13 protein-coding genes and 3 pseudogenes are annotated in these 17,230 nt (G+C 65.6%); 8 read left to right on the forward strand and 8 right to left on the reverse strand.

Translation table 11 applies throughout. The features are described from left to right. Nucleotides 1-102 precede the first annotated feature (102 nt). Nucleotides 103-1,596 (forward strand): hypothetical protein, encoded by a 1,494-nt coding sequence (locus FXF75_RS09340; RefSeq protein WP_163521615.1) that lies wholly within the window; start codon nucleotides 103-105, stop codon nucleotides 1,594-1,596. 462 nt (nucleotides 1,597-2,058) lie between these two features. Beyond that, nucleotides 2,059-3,807, forward strand: a complete 1,749-nt coding sequence (locus FXF75_RS09345; RefSeq protein WP_163521616.1) for an asparagine synthase-related protein — start codon at nucleotides 2,059-2,061, stop codon at nucleotides 3,805-3,807. Nucleotides 3,808-3,825: 18 nt separating this feature from the next. Here FXF75_RS09345 and FXF75_RS09350 read toward each other — a convergent pair whose 3' ends face one another. Beyond that, nucleotides 3,826-4,074, reverse strand: coding sequence for a hypothetical protein (locus tag FXF75_RS09350; protein ID WP_163521617.1), 249 nt, complete (start codon nucleotides 4,072-4,074; stop codon nucleotides 3,826-3,828). A gap of 225 nt (nucleotides 4,075-4,299) precedes the next feature. Between FXF75_RS09350 and FXF75_RS09355 the strand changes: the two genes are divergently transcribed. Further along, complete coding sequence (locus FXF75_RS09355; RefSeq protein WP_163521618.1) at nucleotides 4,300-4,821, forward strand: hypothetical protein; 522 nt, start codon at nucleotides 4,300-4,302, stop codon at nucleotides 4,819-4,821. A gap of 12 nt (nucleotides 4,822-4,833) precedes the next feature. On the opposite strand, the gene FXF75_RS09360 is transcribed toward FXF75_RS09355, so the two are convergent. The 3 genes and pseudogenes from FXF75_RS09360 to FXF75_RS09370 form a co-directional block, all read right to left on the reverse strand. Continuing rightward, nucleotides 4,834-5,034, reverse strand: coding sequence for a hypothetical protein (locus FXF75_RS09360; RefSeq protein WP_163521619.1), 201 nt, complete (start codon nucleotides 5,032-5,034; stop codon nucleotides 4,834-4,836). Nucleotides 5,035-5,179: 145 nt separating this feature from the next. Continuing rightward, nucleotides 5,180-6,291: pseudogene (locus tag FXF75_RS09365) on the reverse strand (asparagine synthase C-terminal domain-containing protein). A 17-nt stretch (nucleotides 6,292-6,308) separates the two neighbouring features. Further along, complete coding sequence (locus FXF75_RS09370) at nucleotides 6,309-6,995, reverse strand: PHP domain-containing protein (protein ID WP_163521620.1); 687 nt, start codon at nucleotides 6,993-6,995, stop codon at nucleotides 6,309-6,311. Between the two features lie 685 nt (nucleotides 6,996-7,680). Between FXF75_RS09370 and purL the strand changes: the two are divergent. Further along, nucleotides 7,681-9,791, forward strand: a pseudogene (gene purL / locus FXF75_RS09375) (phosphoribosylformylglycinamidine synthase subunit PurL). Nucleotides 9,792-9,923: 132 nt separating this feature from the next. Here purL and FXF75_RS09380 read toward each other — a convergent pair. Beyond that, nucleotides 9,924-10,163, reverse strand: coding sequence for a hypothetical protein (locus FXF75_RS09380; RefSeq protein ID WP_163521157.1), 240 nt, complete (start codon nucleotides 10,161-10,163; stop codon nucleotides 9,924-9,926). A 72-nt stretch (nucleotides 10,164-10,235) separates the two neighbouring features. Here FXF75_RS09380 and FXF75_RS09385 point away from each other — a divergent pair. After that, nucleotides 10,236-12,001 (forward strand): annotated as a pseudogene (locus FXF75_RS09385) (alpha-glucosidase). Nucleotides 12,002-12,336: 335 nt separating this feature from the next. Here the strand turns inward: FXF75_RS09385 and FXF75_RS09390 are convergent. Continuing rightward, nucleotides 12,337-12,663, reverse strand: coding sequence for an EthD family reductase (locus tag FXF75_RS09390; protein ID WP_163521621.1), 327 nt, complete (start codon nucleotides 12,661-12,663; stop codon nucleotides 12,337-12,339). A gap of 205 nt (nucleotides 12,664-12,868) precedes the next feature. On the opposite strand from FXF75_RS09390, the gene hisF reads away from it, so the two are divergent. Further along, nucleotides 12,869-13,684 (forward strand): imidazole glycerol phosphate synthase subunit HisF, encoded by an 816-nt coding sequence (gene hisF, locus FXF75_RS09395; RefSeq protein WP_163521622.1) that lies wholly within the window; start codon nucleotides 12,869-12,871, stop codon nucleotides 13,682-13,684. A 60-nt stretch (nucleotides 13,685-13,744) separates the two neighbouring features. Here hisF and FXF75_RS09400 read toward each other — a convergent pair whose 3' ends face one another. Both FXF75_RS09400 and FXF75_RS09405 read right to left on the reverse strand, forming a co-directional pair. After that, nucleotides 13,745-14,566, reverse strand: coding sequence for a hypothetical protein (locus FXF75_RS09400; protein ID WP_163521623.1), 822 nt, complete (start codon nucleotides 14,564-14,566; stop codon nucleotides 13,745-13,747). A 286-nt stretch (nucleotides 14,567-14,852) separates the two neighbouring features. Continuing rightward, a complete protein-coding gene (locus FXF75_RS09405) occupies nucleotides 14,853-15,137 on the reverse strand; it encodes a DNA-directed RNA polymerase subunit L (protein ID WP_163521624.1) in 285 nt (94 codons plus the stop codon). A 170-nt stretch (nucleotides 15,138-15,307) separates the two neighbouring features. Between FXF75_RS09405 and FXF75_RS09410 the strand changes: the two genes are divergently transcribed. Both FXF75_RS09410 and FXF75_RS09415 read left to right on the forward strand, forming a co-directional pair. Continuing rightward, nucleotides 15,308-15,526, forward strand: coding sequence for a hypothetical protein (locus tag FXF75_RS09410; RefSeq protein WP_163521625.1), 219 nt, complete (start codon nucleotides 15,308-15,310; stop codon nucleotides 15,524-15,526). Between the two features lie 55 nt (nucleotides 15,527-15,581). Beyond that, entirely contained in the window at nucleotides 15,582-17,228 is a 1,647-nt protein-coding gene (locus FXF75_RS09415; RefSeq protein ID WP_163521626.1) for a rhomboid-like intramembrane serine protease, read from the forward strand. Nucleotides 17,229-17,230 lie beyond the last annotated feature (2 nt).

Below are 17,230 nucleotides of genomic sequence, written 5' to 3' on the forward strand. Positions count from 1 at the left end.
CTGACAGAGTGCTTCGCGCCGGGAGCGAGTGGATTCCTCTTTCGGTGTCACATTCACGGAATCGGAAAATACTTAAAAGATGGGTTAAGCATTGAAAGTGGCATGGCACGCGACGAAACGACACGCGAACCATCGGAAGAGGCATCGAACGTCAACAGACGGAACTACCTGCGATTGGCTGCGGCGACGGCGGCGTCCGTCACGGCATTCGGCACGGGCGTCACCGCCACGGCGGACTTCGAGACGATTACCGTCCCTGCGGGAGAGGTTCGAAGTTTCAGTCTCGGCGACGGCGACACGCTGGAAAACACGCTCATCGACATCTCCGCCGACGGTGCGGGCTACCGCATCTCGGCCAACGGCGACGGGTGGGCGATTCGCAACGTCGGCGTTCGCGGGTACTTCGATGCCAACGTCGACGACCCAATCGTGGTGCTCTGTCCGAACGGCGGGACGGGGACCATCGAGAACGTCTACCTCGGCGACGGCGGGTACGACGCCCCCGCCGGACTGACTACCGGCATCTTCGTCCACGCCTATCACTCGGGTCACATCGACATCGACCGGGTGAACGTGCAGGGCTGGGCCGGAAACGGTGTCTACGCCAGCGGTCCCGGTAACCACGACGACCACCCCAACCCCGGTGGGGACGGGACGGTCCAGATTACCAACTCGTACGCGGCCGACAACCCGACTGCCGACTTCCGACTCGGAACCGACGGTTCGTACTGTAAAAACTGTGTGTGTGAAGGTTCGGGGCGAGGTTACTGGGGATTCTACAATACCACGAAGCTCATCGACTGCGACGTTCACAACGGAATCTACGCAAGCGACGGTGCGTGGGAGTCGCCCGCAGTGGTGCAATTGGAGAACACCCGGTTCTCCGGCGGGACCCACACTTACGTCGACAGCGCCGACATCTCCGGAAGTTCGGCCGGTACTCCCCGCGACCGGATGCCCGACGGCGTGCCGACGACGGCGGAGGCGGCCGCGAGCGCGACCAGCGGTACCGATAGCAGTGGCTCGGACTCGACGACGAGCGAATCTGACGACTCGGCCCCGGCCGGAACGCTCTTCGAACTCGTCGCAGGGTCGGACACCTCGAACGTCGAGTACGAGTTCACGGTCGAGGGGAGCGTCCAGAAGCGGACCGCCTCGGGCGACGTGACCGCCGAAAGCAACGACACCCTCTCGGACAACGGCGACGGGACGGTCACGATTTCAGGCCTCTCGGGCAACGGCTACGGCGACGCCTTCTTCGTGGATGGCGACATCGTTTCGATGAACCTCGACGAGTCGAAGTGGACGCTCCGGTACGGCGGCGAGGAGGTCAGCGTGGGCGACCTCGTGCTACCGAACAAGTTGGTCATCGACGGGAGCGATACGCCCCGACAATCCAGCGAGTACACGGTGGAGTTCAGCGGCACGGCCCGCAAGAGCGCCGCGCTCGGGTCGGTTAACTCCCACGACGCGATTTCGGACGGCACGATTTCCGGGCGCGTCATCGGCGGGAAGGACGGCTATCGGTTCTCTGGCGAGATTACCGGCTTCCGACTCGACGGTCCCGCGAGGGTCAGCGTCGAGGACGACGCCTAATCGCCGCGCACTCTTTTGGGCGGTCGGCCACGCTATTAGTCTCTCTTCAAGCGTTCAGGGTGGGCCTGAAACCGTTTCGCGGGCGGAACCGCGACGCCGAGACCAGCGGACGCTCTCGGACCAAATAGTCCGTCGGCTTCTGCGGCGAACGTTGCGACAGAGCGGAGGTCGCGCCGCTCTCCACGGGCGACTTAAGCACCGTATTCGGGTGTCCTGACCGCCGACGAGACCTCTGACCGGTTCGGGGATGCCCTCGCGTTATTCGTCGGATAGCTCGGCGGTAACTGCGTCGTAATTATGACACTCCTGTCGGGTTTCAGTACTTAGTTGTCGCTCCGAGCGCCCGCGGGATTCAGTCACAATCACAATATAACAATACACGAACGGATTCTGGACTAACTCACAATGCCCGGCGTTTCATTCGTTCAGGGGCAGACCGCCGTTGGAGAGGCTGCCTCGGCCTTGCTACGCACCGTCTGTTTCCGCGACGATTACGACCGAACGGTCCACGTAGAGGACAGTACCGCGTTTCTGGGGTCTACGGGGTATTCGGAGTACCCCGTAAAGACGGTTGAAACCTCGGACGCTGTTTTTGTACTCGAAGGCCACCTCTACGATACCGACGACGAGGAACGCGAACTTCGGTCCCTCGGTCCCAAACTACTCGAAGAGCGCCTTGAAGCCGTTCGGTCGTGGGTCGCCGACCGTGACGGCGACTTCCTCGTGCTGGCCTACGATAAGGAAACCGGGGCCGTCTCGGTCGTGAACGACACCTTCGCTCGACTTCCGGTCTACTACGCGACCGTCGGCGACGACGTCGTTTTCTCTCGCGAACTCAAATTCGTCCGCAGTCTCGCCCGAGACCGCGGCGACCTGCTCGAACCGGACGTGGTCGCGTTCGCTCAGACGCTCGTCTTCGGATACCAACTCGGGAACCGAACGCTCTTCGACTCGGTCCGCCGCGTCCCGCCGGGGTCTTACGTTCGCATCGACGGCGACGTGAACGTCCAGAGCCTCCACAGCCACGACTTCCAGCAGAAGTCCTACGCCGGTCGGAGCGTCCGGGAGAACGCCCGCGAACTGGCGTCCCGGTTCGAGGAGGCCTGCGCGAATCGAGACGTGGACGACCTGCCGAACGTGGTTTCGCTGAGCGGCGGTCTCGACTCTCGTGCCGTCGCGGGCGGATACGACGCCGTTGGCGTCCCGTATCTCACGGCGACCTTCGAGAAACCGAACGACGCGAACGTCTCGGACGTTCGACTCGCCGAACGCATCGCCGACGCGCTCGACGCAGACTGGGAGCGGTACGCCGTGGAGCGGACCGAGCGCCACCGGGAGGACCTGCTGGAGATGAAGCAGGGGCTGAACTTTCTCGCGATGTCGTTTCTGCTCGATTTCCTCGAACAGTTGGAGGCGCGCCACGGCAAGTTCACGTACGTCACGGGCGACGGCGGCGACAAGGCGCTACCGGACCTGACCCCGCCGCGGGAGTTCGACGGTCGGCGCGACCTCGCGGAGTACGTCGTGGACGCTCACAGCATCTTCGACCCGGAGGAAGTGGCAGACTTGACCGGGGTGTCGCGCGAGCGACTCGTCCGGTCGGTAGAGACCCGGTTGGACTCGTACCCGGAGTCGGCCTGCGACGCTCAGTACGTCCACTTCCTCGTTCGGGAACGGGGGATGAACTGGCTCAACCACGGCGAGGACCGGAATCGCTACTACTGTTGGAGCGTCTCGCCGTTCTACGCGACGGGATTCTTCGATTACGCGATGAGCGTGCCCGCCGACCAGAAGCGACGGAGCAAGTTGCAGGCCGCCTTCCTCGAGGAGTTGGACCCGACGCTGTGCGACATCGAGGACGCGAACTACGACGCGCCGGTGAGTTCCGTCACGCACGAGCTAAAGACGCTCGGTGTCAACCTCGTCAGTCGGTATCCCGGTCTCAAGGACGCCATCACCTCCTTCCTGAACGGGGGTGCGAGCGACGAACTCACCGACGCGCTGGCGAACGAGGTCCGACGCGCGGGGGAAACGCCGTTCGACGACGCGGCGGTCGCAGACGTCGTTCGCAACGGCGGTGACTACCGCGGGCAGGAACTCTACAACCTGCTGACGTTGCTGGCGACCACCAACTACACGCCCGCCCGCCCCGTCCGAACCGACCAGACCGCGGTGATTACCGACGGGGAAGGGTACGGTGAAGAGAAGTAAACGTCGGACTGCGACGGTTTAGTAGCCGGTGACCGGTGCGTGCTGGGACATCTCCGCGAAGGAGTCCTCCGAGAGTGTTTCCGGAGCGACGAGCACCAGCGCCAACAGCATCACAGCGACGACCGGCAGTAGCAGTCTGTCACGCCATCCCATCTCGGCGACGTTGTTGGAGAAGTACCGCACCGAGGACACCCCCACGGCGCGTGCCGCGCTCGTCCGGCGAAGGATTTCCGCGATAGGTGCACGTTCTCGGACCTCGTTCTGCATGTCGGAATCCACGACGCATCCCACAATAAACATACGGAGGTTAGCCGTCGCTAAGTCCGTATTATGCCGGATGAAGACGGGAGCAGACTCGTCGGTTTCGGTCGGGCCGAATTCGGCGACGCGCTGGAAACGATACCCGACTCTACGCTACCTCTCTTTCAAATACTCGGGCGTTTTTATCATCTAGGAAGGTTGATTAATCTCGGCTCCGAATAGGACCGCCATATGAGCACCAGTCGGCTCGATGGCGAGCAGGTTCCAGACGAGCGCGACACGCCGTTTCGAGACCGGTTGGAGTCCACCGAGGAGATTCGTCTGTCGTGGACCGGGTCCGACGTTCGCTGGGTGAACCAGTGGCGGATGGCCTCCGACTCGCCGACCGCCTTCGCCGCGACCGACCGTCGCGTCCTCTTCGAGACCGGCGAGACTACCGCCTCCATCGGCTACAATCACGTTCGGGCCGTGAAAATCGACCCCGCGGGCGAACGACTCGACCTCTCGACGGCGTTCCTCGCGTGCGGTGGTCTCTGCCTCGTCGTCGGACTGCTGGCCGCGATTAACGACGTCACCAGCGGGGTCGCGCTGATTCTGCTCGCGGTTATGCTACTCCTCGCGGGGAACGCGGTCGAGACGGGACCCGACTGCGCGACCGTCACCGTCGTCATCGACAACGAGCGCCAGCGACTCTCGTTCTCGGCCCGGGAGGAAGTGGGCGAGGAACTGGCGGAACTGGCCGAGGCGGTGTGAACCGAACGCCCGCTACAGAATCCGCATCTCCTCGAACCGAAGCGTCTCGTCGGTCAGTTCGGCGGTCAGCGATTCGAGTCCCTCTTCGATTTCCCACCGATACCCCTCCGTAGAGACCGAAATCCCGTAGGTCTCTCCCACCGCAGCTTCGAAGACGCGGAGTAGTTCGTCGCCTTCGATAATCACCGTCCCGCCGACCGGGGTATCGGCCACGTCGAACGTGAAGGGTCTAGTCTCGCTCGCCGCGTCGTGGAGCGAGAGCCACAGTGCTTCGCACCTCGTCGCGGGGCCATGCGGAGAAGTCCGACGAGTAGTCGAGAAGTCTGACGCGAACTCGACTCCGCGTCCCCGAGTGCGGTTACTCCGCCTCGACTAGCGACTCGACGTACTGCGAGACGTGGTCGTCCATCCGGCGTTTGAACCCGGCCTGTCGCGCGAGGCGGTCTAACTCGCGGGCGACCAGACTCCCGTACTGAACCGCCTTCTTCTCGCGGAACGCCACGCGGTCGGGGACGAACTCGCGGGCCGCGAGTCGGAACGCCTTCTTGCGCTCGCCGCGGGAATCGACCAGCAAATCTCCCGGTAGTCGGAGGGCGGTCCGCACCACTCTGTCGTCCAGCAGCGGCGCGACCGGTTCGACGCCCGCGGCGCGCAACCCCAGCAGGTCGCGTTCCAGTTGGTCCGGCAAGGTACGAATCACCTCTCGGGCCGCGCCACGGACGTCTCGGCCGTGACGCGGGGGTCCTCGGGCGCGCGAGCGACCTTGGCGTAGCCACCGAACAGTTCGTCGGCACCCTGCCCGACCGCGAGTCGGTCGTACCCGTCGGCCGCCGCGCGCTCTCCGGCGAGGTAGAGCGGGAGCGCGATTTGCACGTCCATCGCATTGGTCCGGCCGGTCGCGCGGGCGACGCCGGAGACCGCCTGCTCGACGTCAGATACGTCGAGTTCCACGACTCGGAGGTCGTCCTCGCGGCCCATCAGTCGGGCGGCGCGCCGGGCCGCCGCCACGTCGTGACTGTCGGGGAAGCCGACGACGTAGAGGGGTGCGTCGAGCGCGCTGGCCACGACGGCCGAGTCCACGCCGCCCGAGAACGCGACGGCCACTCCCTCCGAGGGGACCGAACCCAACGATTCGCCGAGCGCGCGCCGGAGGTCCGCGACCGCCTCGCGGTCGTCCGCGGCGGGCGCGGGGTCGGGAATCGAGAAGACGCGCTCGGGGTCGTTGTCCTCCAGAGAGACCGTGTGGCCCGCCGGAATCGGTTCGGGGTCGGCGAGATTGTCGGGCGAGAACGCCCAGCCGTCCGCATTGCGGAGCGGGCGTTCGCGTCGCTCCACGAAGATTGGTTGCCGACCGAGAACGTCGCGGACCAGGCGGCCGTCCGGCAGTCGTCCGGCGAACCCGCGGGTCCCGGAGAGCGACTCCCCGGCCGCGACCGCCTCCGCGACGGCGTTCGGCGACGCACCGCGCATGGGCGACTCCTCGCGAGTCATTCCAACATCTCGCCGAGGCGGTTCTTCACCCGGCGCTTTGCCCCGCCCGCGGCCTGTCGAAAACTGACGTGCCACGGGGTACGCTTACCCTCGACGCTGGTCCGACCGTCGAGGATGGCGTCGAGAATCGCCTCCGCGCTTCGGTCGTCCGCGCCGATTCGGGTGACCGCCTGCCCGACCATCTCGCTGATGTGCGCGTCGCTCCCCGCGGTCTGGGGTAACCCGTGGCGCTCGGCGAATCGCCTCGCCTTCCGGTTTCCGCGCCCCGTCAGCAGTCGAGAGTTGTACACCTCGATGGCGTCGGCCGCTGTGAGTTCTTGTTCGGTAATCTTCGCCATCACGCCGCTACGAGATTTCTGGTACGGATGAGGAACCACGGCGACGCCGTCCAGTTCGTGGATGCGGTCGAGCGTCTCGCCGAACGACAGACCGGCGGGGACGCGCTCTCGGATGCCCAGTCCGAGGACGTGGCCCGCGGCGGAACTAATCTCCATGCCCGGGATGCCGACCAGTCCGTACTCGTCGGCCTTCTCTACGGCTTCGAGACTGGCCGCAATTTCGTCGTGGTCGGTGATGGCCAGCGCGTCGAGACCGACCGCCGCGGCCTGCTCCAACAGGAGGTCGACCGAATCGCGACCGTCGTACGAGAGCGACGAGTGGGCGTGTAGCTCGACCGATAGCACGGGTGGCCGTTCGCAGGGAAGTGGCAAAAACGACTCGGTCCGCTTCGCGCGCGGCGTCTGGCCTCAATCTCGCGTTCGTCCTTCGTAACGAGTCGGCGAAGTACTCGTAACTCGGGTTACTCAAACGACAGTTTGCAGTAACGACAGGTGGACCGCGAACACTCTCGGTTTCGGGACGCGATGAACCGCCTCTGCGGGACGGGTATCGAGAGAGACGAGTCATCGCCGCTACTGCGCCGACACGTCGTGGGTATTCAGGAACGGAACCGTGTCTCGGTACGTTTGACTGAATGATGATTCTCAAGACACTCTGTAGATATGCGAGGACCGTCTATATATGGTCGTAACATTCTTGATGGTGTCTTTCTGCGGTTACGCGACTCGCTTCGTTCCTCGTCCGAGACTGGCGGCCCCACACGAAATTTCATATATCGATATATGCTTTACAAGTCTGAAACTGCGCGAAGGGAATGGTAGAAAAATGAATACTAATCTGAAGCGAACCCCAGAAAAAGGGGGAGTTCGGCCGACTCCGACGACAGACGACGCCCGTCCGAAGTGGGCGCTGACGTCGGCCACCCGGAACTCCAGCGGTGCTACAGGTCGCACTCGCGGCATCCGCAGAAGTATGCACGCACCTGCACATAGAAAGGCATTAATTCGCCGTGTCTGTACAGACAGGTGAATGAGTCTCTCCGAGCCAGACCGCGAACTCGTCGTCACCGAACTCGGCCGGGAGCCGACCGCGGCGGAGGCAGTGCTGTTCGAGAACCTCTGGAGCGAACACTGCGCGTACCGTTCGTCCCGACCGCTACTGTCGGCGTTCGATAGCGAAGGCGAACAGGTCGTCGTCGGGCCGGGCGACGACGCAGCAGTCGTGGAAGTCGCTGACGACGTGTACATCACGATGGGTATCGAGAGCCACAACCACCCCTCGTTCGTGGACCCCTACGACGGCGCGGCCACCGGCGTCGGCGGTATCGTCCGTGACACGCTCTCGATGGGTGCCTACCCCATCGCGCTCGCGGATTCGCTGTACTTCGGCGATTTCGACCGCGAACACTCCCGCTACCTGCTGGAGGGCGTCGTGGAGGGCATCTCGGACTACGGCAACTCCATCGGCGTCCCCACGGTCGCCGGAAGCACGGCGTTCCACGCCGACTACGAGGGCAACCCACTGGTCAACGTGGCTTGCGTGGGTCTGCTTTCGCCGGACCGACTCGTCACGGCCGACGCGAAGGAACCCGGCAATAAACTGGTGCTGGTCGGCAACGCGACCGGCCGGGACGTCTCGGCGGCGCGAGTTTCGCCAGCGAGGACCTCTCGGAGGACGCCGAGACCGAAGACCGCCCGGCAGTGCAAGTCGGCGACCCCTACACCGAGAAGTTGCTCGTCGAGGCCAGCGAGGCCCTGCTAGACCGGGATTTGGTCGAGGCGGCGCGAGACCTCGGCGCGGCCGGACTCGGCGGCGCGTCCAGCGAGATGGTCGCCAAGGGCGGTCTCGGCGCGGAGATTCGACTGGAGGAGGTCCACCAGCGCGAACCGAACATGAACGCGCTGGAAATCCTGCTCGCCGAGTCCCAAGAGCGGATGTGCTACGAGGTCCGGCCGGAGAACGTCGACGCGGTCGAGCAGGTCGCCGAGAAGTACGACCTCGGCTGTTCGGTCATCGGCGAGGTCACGGAGGGCAACTACGTCTGTACCTTCGAGGGCGAGACCGTCGTGGACGTGGACGCCGAGTTCCTCGGCGACGGCGCGCCGATGAACGACCTCGAATCCGAAGCGCCGACCCAGCCCGAGCGCGACCTGCCGGACGCCGACCTCGCCGAGGCGTTCGAGGCGGTCGTCGGGAACCCCAACACCGCGAGCAAGCGGTGGGTCTACCGCCAGTACGACCACGAAGTGCAGGTCCGGACCGCGACCGGGCCGGGCGACGACGCGGCGGTGCTCGCGCTCCGAGAGGCGGAGAAGGGACTCGCCGTCTCTTCTGGCGCGGACCCCAACTGGACCGCGGCCGCGCCCTACGACGGCGCTCGCGCAGTTGCACTGGAGAACGCCACCAACCTCGCCGCGAAGGGCGCGACGCCCCTCGCGGCGGTGGACTGCCTCAACGGCGGCAACCCCGAGAAGCCCGACGTGTACGGTGGATTCGAGGGAATCGTGGACGGTCTCGCCGACATGTGCGCGGCGCTCGACGCGCCGGTCGTCGGCGGGAACGTCTCGCTGTACAACGACTCGCCCTCGGGACCGATTCCGCCGACGCCCACGCTGGCGATGACCGGGACGAAAGACGGGTACGGTGCGCCGCCCGCCGCCCTTTCTGGCGAGGGCACGCTACTCGTCGTCGGCGACTCGGGCGGGGCGCGACTCGGTGGCTCGGAGTACCTCGCCCAGACGGGCGGGAGCGACCGCTTCCCGACGCTCCCGGAGAACCCCCGCGAGGTCGTGGAGACGCTCGCCGAAGTCGCCGACGCGCCCGACACGCTCGCGGTCCACGACGTGAGCCACGGCGGTCTCGCGGTCGCGCTCGCCGAGATGGTCGCGGCGGACGCTGGCGCGGCGGTCGAAGTCGAGGACCTCGAAGCGCTCTTCGCCGAGACGCCGGGGCGCGCCGTCGTGGAGACGACCGACCCCGAGGCGGTCCGCGAGACGTTCGAGGGCGTCGCACCGGTGTCTCGAATCGGCGACGCAGACGATTCGGGGACGCTCGACCTGACCGTGGACGGTGAGTCGCTATCGTACGACGCCGCAGACATCGCCGACCTCCGGGACGTGCTGGCCCGCGAACTCGACTGACGACCGACAGCGTTCCGACGACTCACTGATTCTCGCATCGCTCTAGAGGGATACTACCGCTCAAGCACGTCGAGAGACCGGTCTACGTAGCAGCAGAGTAGAAGCGATTCGGACGCGTTTTGGACCGCCGGTTCAGGCCAGAAGCAGGGGGAGCGCGAACGCCACGACCAGTCCGACCGCGAGGACCGCGAAGCCGATGCCGACCTGCGACGTCGAGAACTCCTGCATCGGCGACGTGACCCGGTCCATGTCTCGGGCTTCGTGGCCGTGAATGTCGTCGGTGTGGTCGTCCATCTCCGCGTAGTCTTCGTGGTCCACGTCTAGATTCTCGCTGTCGTCGGCGTCCACGTGTTCGTCGTCGTGGTCGGTCATGTTCGCACCTTCCCGGCCCTCCCACTTAAGCGCAACCAAACCTAAGCCGACTGAACCCGAAGGAGTGTCCCGATGGACGCGCACGACAGTCGAGCGTCGGAAAGCGCGAACGGAGAGACCGCGCGGCGACCGGCGTGGGACGCTCTCGACGCGGACCGCGAGTGGTGGAGGGAGGCGGTCGTCTACCAGATTTACCCCCGGAGCTTCTTCGACTCCGACGGCGACGGCGTCGGCGACCTGCCGGGCGTCGAAGCCAAACTGGACTACCTCGACGCGCTCGGGGTGGACGTGGTGTGGCTCAACCCGGTCTACGACTCGCCCAACGCCGACAACGGCTACGACATCCGCGACTACCGGGCCATCATGGACGAGTTCGGGACGATGGACGACTTCCGGCGTCTCCTCTCGGGCCTCCACGACCGCGACATCCGACTCATCATGGACCTCGTGGTCAACCACACCTCCGACGAACACGAGTGGTTCCGGCGGTCCCGCGAGTCGAAGGACAGCGAGTTCCGGGACTTCTACATCTGGCGCGACGGCCGGGGCGACGGCCCGGGCGGGAGAGGCGTCCCGCCGAACAACTGGGAGTCGGCGTTCGGCGGGTCGGCGTGGACGTACGACGAGCGCACCGAGCAGTACTACCTCCACCTGTTCGACGAGAAGCAACCCGACCTGAACTGGGAGAATCCCGAGGTCCGAGAGCGAATCTACGACATGATGACGTGGTGGCTCGACGAGGGCATCGACGGCTTCCGGATGGACGTCATCGACCTCATCTCGAAGGCCGAGGGCCTCCCGGACGGCGACCCCGAGTCGGGGTGGACCGGCGCGAAGCACTTCATGACCGGCCCGAACGCCCACGACTACATCGCCGAGATGTACGACGAGGTGCTGTCGGGCGGGACGTGATGACCGTCGGCGAGATGCCGGGCGCGACTGTCGAGGAGGCACAGCAGTACCTCCTGCCGGACGGCGACGGTCTCGACATGATATTCCATTTCCAACACGTCAGCCTCGACTACGGCGAGAGCGGCGACCGATGGACCGTCGGAGAGTTCCCGCTCGCCGAGTTCAAGCAGGTGCTGACCAAGTGGCAGGAGGGACTCAACGGCGAGGGCTGGAACAGCGTCTACCTCGGCAACCACGACTGGCCGCGGATGGTCTCGCGGTTCGGCGACGACGGTCTCTACCGCATCGAGTCGGCCAAGATGCTCGCGACCATGCTGTTCACCCTCCGCGGGACGCCCTACGTCTATCAAGGCGACGAAATCGGCATGACCAACTTCCCGTTCGAGTGCGAGTCACAGATTCGAGACGTGAGCGCCAAGAACTTCGTCGAGCGCAAGCGCGAACAGGGGATGGCGATGGACGAGATTCTCGAACTCGTGAGTCACCGGGGTCGGGACAACGCCCGGACGCCGATGCAGTGGTCCGACGACGAACACGCCGGGTTCACCGACGGGGAGCCGTGGATGCCGGTGAACCCGAACTACGACGCCGTGAACGTCGCCGACGCGACGGCGCGCGAGGACTCGATTTGGCAGTACTACCGCGAACTGATTCGATTCAGGAAATCGACGCCCGTGGCCATCTACGGCGAGTACGAACTCCTCCTGCCCGACGACCCGGACATCTACGCGTACCTCCGGACGCTCGGCGACGACCGACTGCTCGCTGTCCTCAACTTCTCGGAGGCCACGCCGACGTTCTCGCTCCCCCAGAGCGTCGAGTACGAGGACGCGGAATGCGTCCTGCAGAACTACGCGGTGGACGCCGCGGACCCTCGGTCGTTCGAGATGCGGCCCTACGAGGCTCGCGTGTACGAACTGGACTGAGGGACTGGACCGAGAGACCGTCTCTGGAGGGTCTGGCCATCTATTCCGATTCTCGGCGCGTGCTGGCGGACCCTCGTGGTCCGCCAAGCGTGCGAGGGCTGAGGACCGCAGGGAACGGAGTGACCGAGGACCGCAGGCGGTTGGGGAGGAGTGAGGCCGTCGCGGTCGCGATGCGGTAGCGGTATGATTTGCTCAAGCCTGAAGCTAGCTTCTTCCGTACACCGGACTTTGCTGTGTCGCGAAAGACCGCTCAGAATCGCTAGACGCTAACTTGACCGTCCTCCGGAACCAGAATCGCACGGTTTTGAGACCGAGATACCGACTTCGTTCCGAAGTCACTCCGCCTCGTAGTGGGTCGTCTCGTTCGCGGCCGGAATCATCTTCGTCGCCTCCATGTCGAGGAACGTCGTCGCGTCCTCCTGCACTTCCGCGCCGGTCTCGGACTCGAAGGCCTCGTTCATCTCCTCGGGACTCTCGAACCAGAGCTGGGCCACGTAGTCGTAGCCCGCCTTCTCCGGGTCGGTGGGGACCGAGGAGGTGTAGCGCCGGAGGTTGGGCAGGTCGTTCACCAGCGGCGCGTGTTCCTCGTGCATGTACTCGATGCACTCGTCGTGGGTGGTGTCGTCGGCTCGGGCGGCCAGAATCACCATCTTGCAGGACATGGTAGTCGAAAAGTTCGGGGCGCTGAATCGTCAAAGTTGGGATTGAACGCGTCCTCGCTCGCGGAGAGTGCGTGAGCGTCGTGGCTACTACACGGCGCTACCGTCCGAACGCGACAGCTACGCACCGAAAACCGCGTCTCCGGTCGGGACGACCTGCCGCAGTCGAAACCGTGAAACGACGTTCGTACCAAGGGTCGGCCAAGAGATGACTCTCACCAAGCGCATCATCCCGTGCATCGACGTGGACTTAGACGAGGACGGGAACCCCGCGGTCTACACGGGCGTCAACTTCGAGAATCTCGAATACACCGGCGACCCCGTGGAGATGGCCCGCGCGTACAACGAGTCCGGGGCCGACGAGTTCGTCTTCCTCGACATCACCGCGAGCGCCGACGGGCGCGAGACCATGCTGGGCGTCGTCGAGGACGTGGCCGACGAGATTTTCATCCCGCTGACCGTCGGCGGCGGCATCCGAACGACCGAGGACATCAAGGAGACGCTCCGGGCCGGGGCCGACAAGGTGTCCATCAACTCCGGCGCGATAGCGAACCCGAGTCTCATCGAGGACGGCGCGAGGGCCTTCGGCAACCAGTGCATCGTCATCTCGGTGGACGCCAAGCGCCGGTACGACGAACGGGGCGAACACTACGTCGAGGTGGACGGCGAGTCCTGCTGGTTCGAGTGTACCGTCAAGGGCGGCCGGGAGGGCACCGACCTCGACGTGGTGGAGTGGGCCGAGGAAGCCGAGTCGCGGGGCGCGGGCGAACTGTTCGTCAACTCCATCGACATGGACGGCACCGAGGAGGGGTACGACATCCCGCTGACCAAGGCGGTCTGCGACGCGGTGGACACCCCTGTCATCGCCTCCTCCGGGTGCGGCGGTCCCGAGGACATGTACGAGGTGTTCACCGAGGCCGGTGCCGACGCCGGACTCGCGGCCTCCATCTTCCACTACGGCGACTACTCGATTCGGGAGACCAAGGAGTATCTCGACGAGCGCGGTGTGCCGGTTCGACTCTGAAGCGGCGACTCCGCGCTGGACTCTCGACCCACAAGAATCGGTGAGTACCGACCGCTCGGGCTACAGGTCGGGTGCCCGGAGCGCGCCTGTCTCGTTGCCGTCGGTTCCGTTCGTCGTTTCGCCGCCTGCGCCACCGGCCGCCGTGGTCTCCTCGCCGCCGATACCGCCGCCGAGGATGCCGATACCGACCGAAGCGTTCTCGACGCTGATACTGTCGGCTTCGACGCTGTCGAGGACGGCGGTGCCGACCAGCATGCGCCCGACTTCGACGGTGGGTTGGCCCTCGATTCGGGTCGCTTCACCCGTGCCGCCGGGCGAGATGGCCGCGCTCACGTCGTTGACCTCGACGTCGCCGACGCTGCTCTCGTTCACGACCAGCGAGTCGATGGTGAGTTCGGACAGCGTGGCGTTCTCGATGGTGGCGTTCGCGCCCTCGGGCGGCGCGTCGCCGCCGAACAACTGGTCGGCGACGGTCTGGTTCCGAATCGTGACGTTCAGCAGCGTCACGTTGTAGAGCGTCCCGTTGACGACGGTGAGGTTCGACGCCGTGGCGGTGCCGAAGGAGTCGGCCCCGGCGATTTCGGTCGCGTTCGCTTCCGCCGCAGTCGTTTCACCCGTCTCCGTTCCCGCTTGGGTCGTCTCGTTCTGACTCAGCGCCGTCTCGTTCAGCACCACCTGTCGAACGGTGGCGTTCGTGAGGTTCAACCGCTCGATGGTCAGGTTCTCGTAGGTCAGTACGGTCTCGTTCTGCGCGTCGGTCTGGGCCGCGACGGCGTCGGCGGAGGGTGCCGACGCGGTCTGTGCGTTCGGGGACGCCGCGAGCGCCGAGGAGGCACCGGCGAGCAGTACGAGGGTCGCGAGGACTACTGCGCGTGTTCTCATGCGCGGGTACCTTTTCCGACGGTCCCAATAAACGGGCGCAACCGTTCGGAGGTTCCGCGCCCGATTACGCCGATTAGTCCGGGCTTATTCGCGGTGGGCCGCGGCCGTCTGGGGTCCACGCCCGGAACCGGTCGTCCGTGGGCGATGAACGAAGTTGAACGGTGCGGTAACCGAGCAGTCCGCGCGAGTCGGTGACGACGCGTCGCTCGGTGACCCGAGATATCGGAGAGAGAAAGACGGAGAGTGCCGCGTCGAACGCGGGACTCGGCGGGGCAGTCCGAGGCGGTTACACCGCGCTCTCGTAGGCGTCGCGGAACGAGGCGGTCTTGTCCTTGATGTCGCCCGCCGCGTCCTCCAGCGTGTCGAGGGGGTCGGCCCCGCCCTCGGTCTTGATGGTCAGAATCGGTTCGGTCTGGCCGCCGGACTGCTCGGGGTTCACGTCGTACGTCGCAGCACCGACGTCCTCCTGTTCGAGGAGCGTACCCTTCAGCACGTTCATGAAGGTGTGGTCCTCGCCCGCGATTTCGATGGAGAGTTCGTTGTCGGACTTCTCGATGACCCGTAGTTCCATACCCGTCTCTTTTGGCTTTGCGCGTTTCAACATTACGGAACCGGGATTCGGCCGGGACGACGGGGCCGCACGTCGAATCCCGAGCGCCGCGCCCGAAGCTGAAACAATCACGACACCTCATCGAGACTATCACGGACCGATAAGTGCGTGGCTGGCGTGGCCGTGGAAGTATGGGGGACGGCGAACCGGTGGAGATGCCGCGACAGGTGTACTGCGAGTTCGAGACGCTGGGCCAGATGGGAGTTGACGTGACCGACCCGGACGCTGTCGTCGCCGAACTGGACGCGTACGACTTCGAGTCGGCGCTCGAATGGCTCCTCGACAATCCGGAGCAGTACGTGCGGGCAGTTCGAGGAGGGATAGCGGACGAGACGACCGCCGACCCGTAGTCCGCGGTGCGATTTCTGCCATCCATTTATACGTCGGTGGCCGAATACACCCGATATGGTTCAGTCGCCTCCGTGGTTGCCTGCGCCGGAGCAGGTCGCCATCCCGCTCGCGCTTCTGGTGTCGCTCGCGCTCGTCCGGCGACTCGACGGACCGGACGGACGATGGGGACGGCGACTCCGCTCGCGGTTCCTGCTCGGCGTGCCGTGGGGCACCCTCGTCTCGGTGCTGGGCGTCCTCGCGGTGTACCTGTTCGTCCAGCAGGGGTGGGGTAACTGGCGCAACCCCGTGACGCTTCCCTTCTCGTCGTGGTCGTACCTCTACCCCGTCGGGTGGCTCCTCTCGCCGTTCTCCCACACCGGACCGGGTCACCTCGTCGGCAACCTCACCACCACCCTCGCGGTCGCACCGCTCGCGGAGTACTTCTTCGGCCACTTCCCGTCGGAGCGGGGCGAGAACCCCCTCTTCTCTCGCACCTCGAACCCGTGGGTTCGCGCCTTCGTCGTCTTCCCGGCGGGCGTGGCGCTGGTCGGGGTCGCCACCAGCGTCTTCGCGTGGGGTCCCATCATCGGCTTCTCGGGGGTCGCCTTCGCGTTCGTCGGTTTCGCGCTGGTGCGCTACCCACTGATGACCGTGGTCGCCGTCTCGGCGCAGGGAGCCATCCGGACCGTCTACCACGCGATGCGCGACCCCGTGATTCAGGGGCAGGCCTCGCGGAACTTCGGCAACCCTTGGTGGTTCGGCATCGCGGTGCAGGGCCACGCCCTCGGTCTCGTACTCGGTGTCCTGCTCGGGGTCGTGGTCCTCTACCGGCGGCGCGAGCGCGTCGGCGCGCTCCGACTCTGGACCGGCGCGGTCGTCGTCGGGATGTCGATGACGCTCTGGGCGCTCTGGTGGTACCGCGGCGAGAGTACTTACGTCCTCTACCGGGGACTGGGCGTCCTCTTCGTGGTGACCCTCGCGGGACTCACGACCGTCGCGGCGACCGCAGACCGCAGACCGCTCTTCGGCGACGTGTCGCGCCAGCAGGTGGGACTGCTCGCGCTTCTGCTCCCACTCGCGATTATGGTCGGCGTCGCGATTCCGGTCAACCTCACCACGGTCGGCGATGCCAGCGTCCCCGGCGGCGGTCCCGCAATCGAAGTGCAGGGCTACAACGTCACCTACGCCGAGAGCGTCCAGAACCAGAAGGTCTCGGCCATCGACGTGTCGATGTTCGGCGAGACGACGGACGTGACGACCAGCGGCGTCATCGTGGTCAACGAGGACCGCGAAATCTGGACGCAGGCCGTCTCGAAGGGCCGCCTCGCGTTCCGGGGCCGGACTAGCGTCCGGGTCGGCGGCGTCGGGTGGGCGGCCGACGTGCAGGTCAAGCGGGAGGGCTGGTCGGCGCTCGGCGGCGGCACTGCGTATCAGGTCTGGCTCCGCGGCCCGGACGACGACGAGTGGACCCACACCTTCGCCTCGGAACCGGCCGTCGCGGGTCCGACGCTCGCCAATCGGTCGGTCGCCATCGTCCCGAACGAGGGCGAGTTCGACCTCCACCTCACCCGGAACAACTCCACCGTCGCCGACGCGCCGATTCCGCCGAAGGGCGAGTCCGTGACCCTTGACGGCATCCGATTCGAGCGGAACGGTCGGAAACTGGTCGCGGTCTACGACGGCACCCGGATACAGGTCGCGGCGCGCGAGGCGTACAACTGAAC

This window comes from Halorussus sp. MSC15.2 (genome assembly GCF_010747475.1).
Taxonomy (GTDB): Archaea; Halobacteriota; Halobacteria; order Halobacteriales; family Haladaptataceae; genus Halorussus.

Excerpts from the sequence above, each read along its gene's own strand:
- FXF75_RS09340 (WP_163521615.1), top strand. The coding sequence starts at position 103 with ATGGCACGCGACGAAACGACACGCGAACCATCGGAAGAGGCATCGAAC.
- FXF75_RS09350 (WP_163521617.1), bottom strand. The coding sequence starts at position 4,074 with ATGCAGAACGAGGTCCGAGAACGTGCACCTATCGCGGAAATCCTTCGC.
- FXF75_RS09355 (WP_163521618.1), top strand. The coding sequence starts at position 4,300 with ATGAGCACCAGTCGGCTCGATGGCGAGCAGGTTCCAGACGAGCGCGAC.
- FXF75_RS09380 (WP_163521157.1), bottom strand. The coding sequence starts at position 10,163 with ATGACCGACCACGACGACGAACACGTGGACGCCGACGACAGCGAGAAT.
- FXF75_RS09390 (WP_163521621.1), bottom strand. The coding sequence starts at position 12,663 with ATGTCCTGCAAGATGGTGATTCTGGCCGCCCGAGCCGACGACACCACC.
- hisF (WP_163521622.1), top strand. The coding sequence starts at position 12,869 with ATGACTCTCACCAAGCGCATCATCCCGTGCATCGACGTGGACTTAGAC.
- FXF75_RS09400 (WP_163521623.1), bottom strand. The coding sequence starts at position 14,566 with ATGAGAACACGCGCAGTAGTCCTCGCGACCCTCGTACTGCTCGCCGGT.
- FXF75_RS09405 (WP_163521624.1), bottom strand. The coding sequence starts at position 15,137 with ATGGAACTACGGGTCATCGAGAAGTCCGACAACGAACTCTCCATCGAA.
- FXF75_RS09410 (WP_163521625.1), top strand. The coding sequence starts at position 15,308 with ATGGGGGACGGCGAACCGGTGGAGATGCCGCGACAGGTGTACTGCGAG.
- FXF75_RS09415 (WP_163521626.1), top strand. The coding sequence starts at position 15,582 with ATGGTTCAGTCGCCTCCGTGGTTGCCTGCGCCGGAGCAGGTCGCCATC.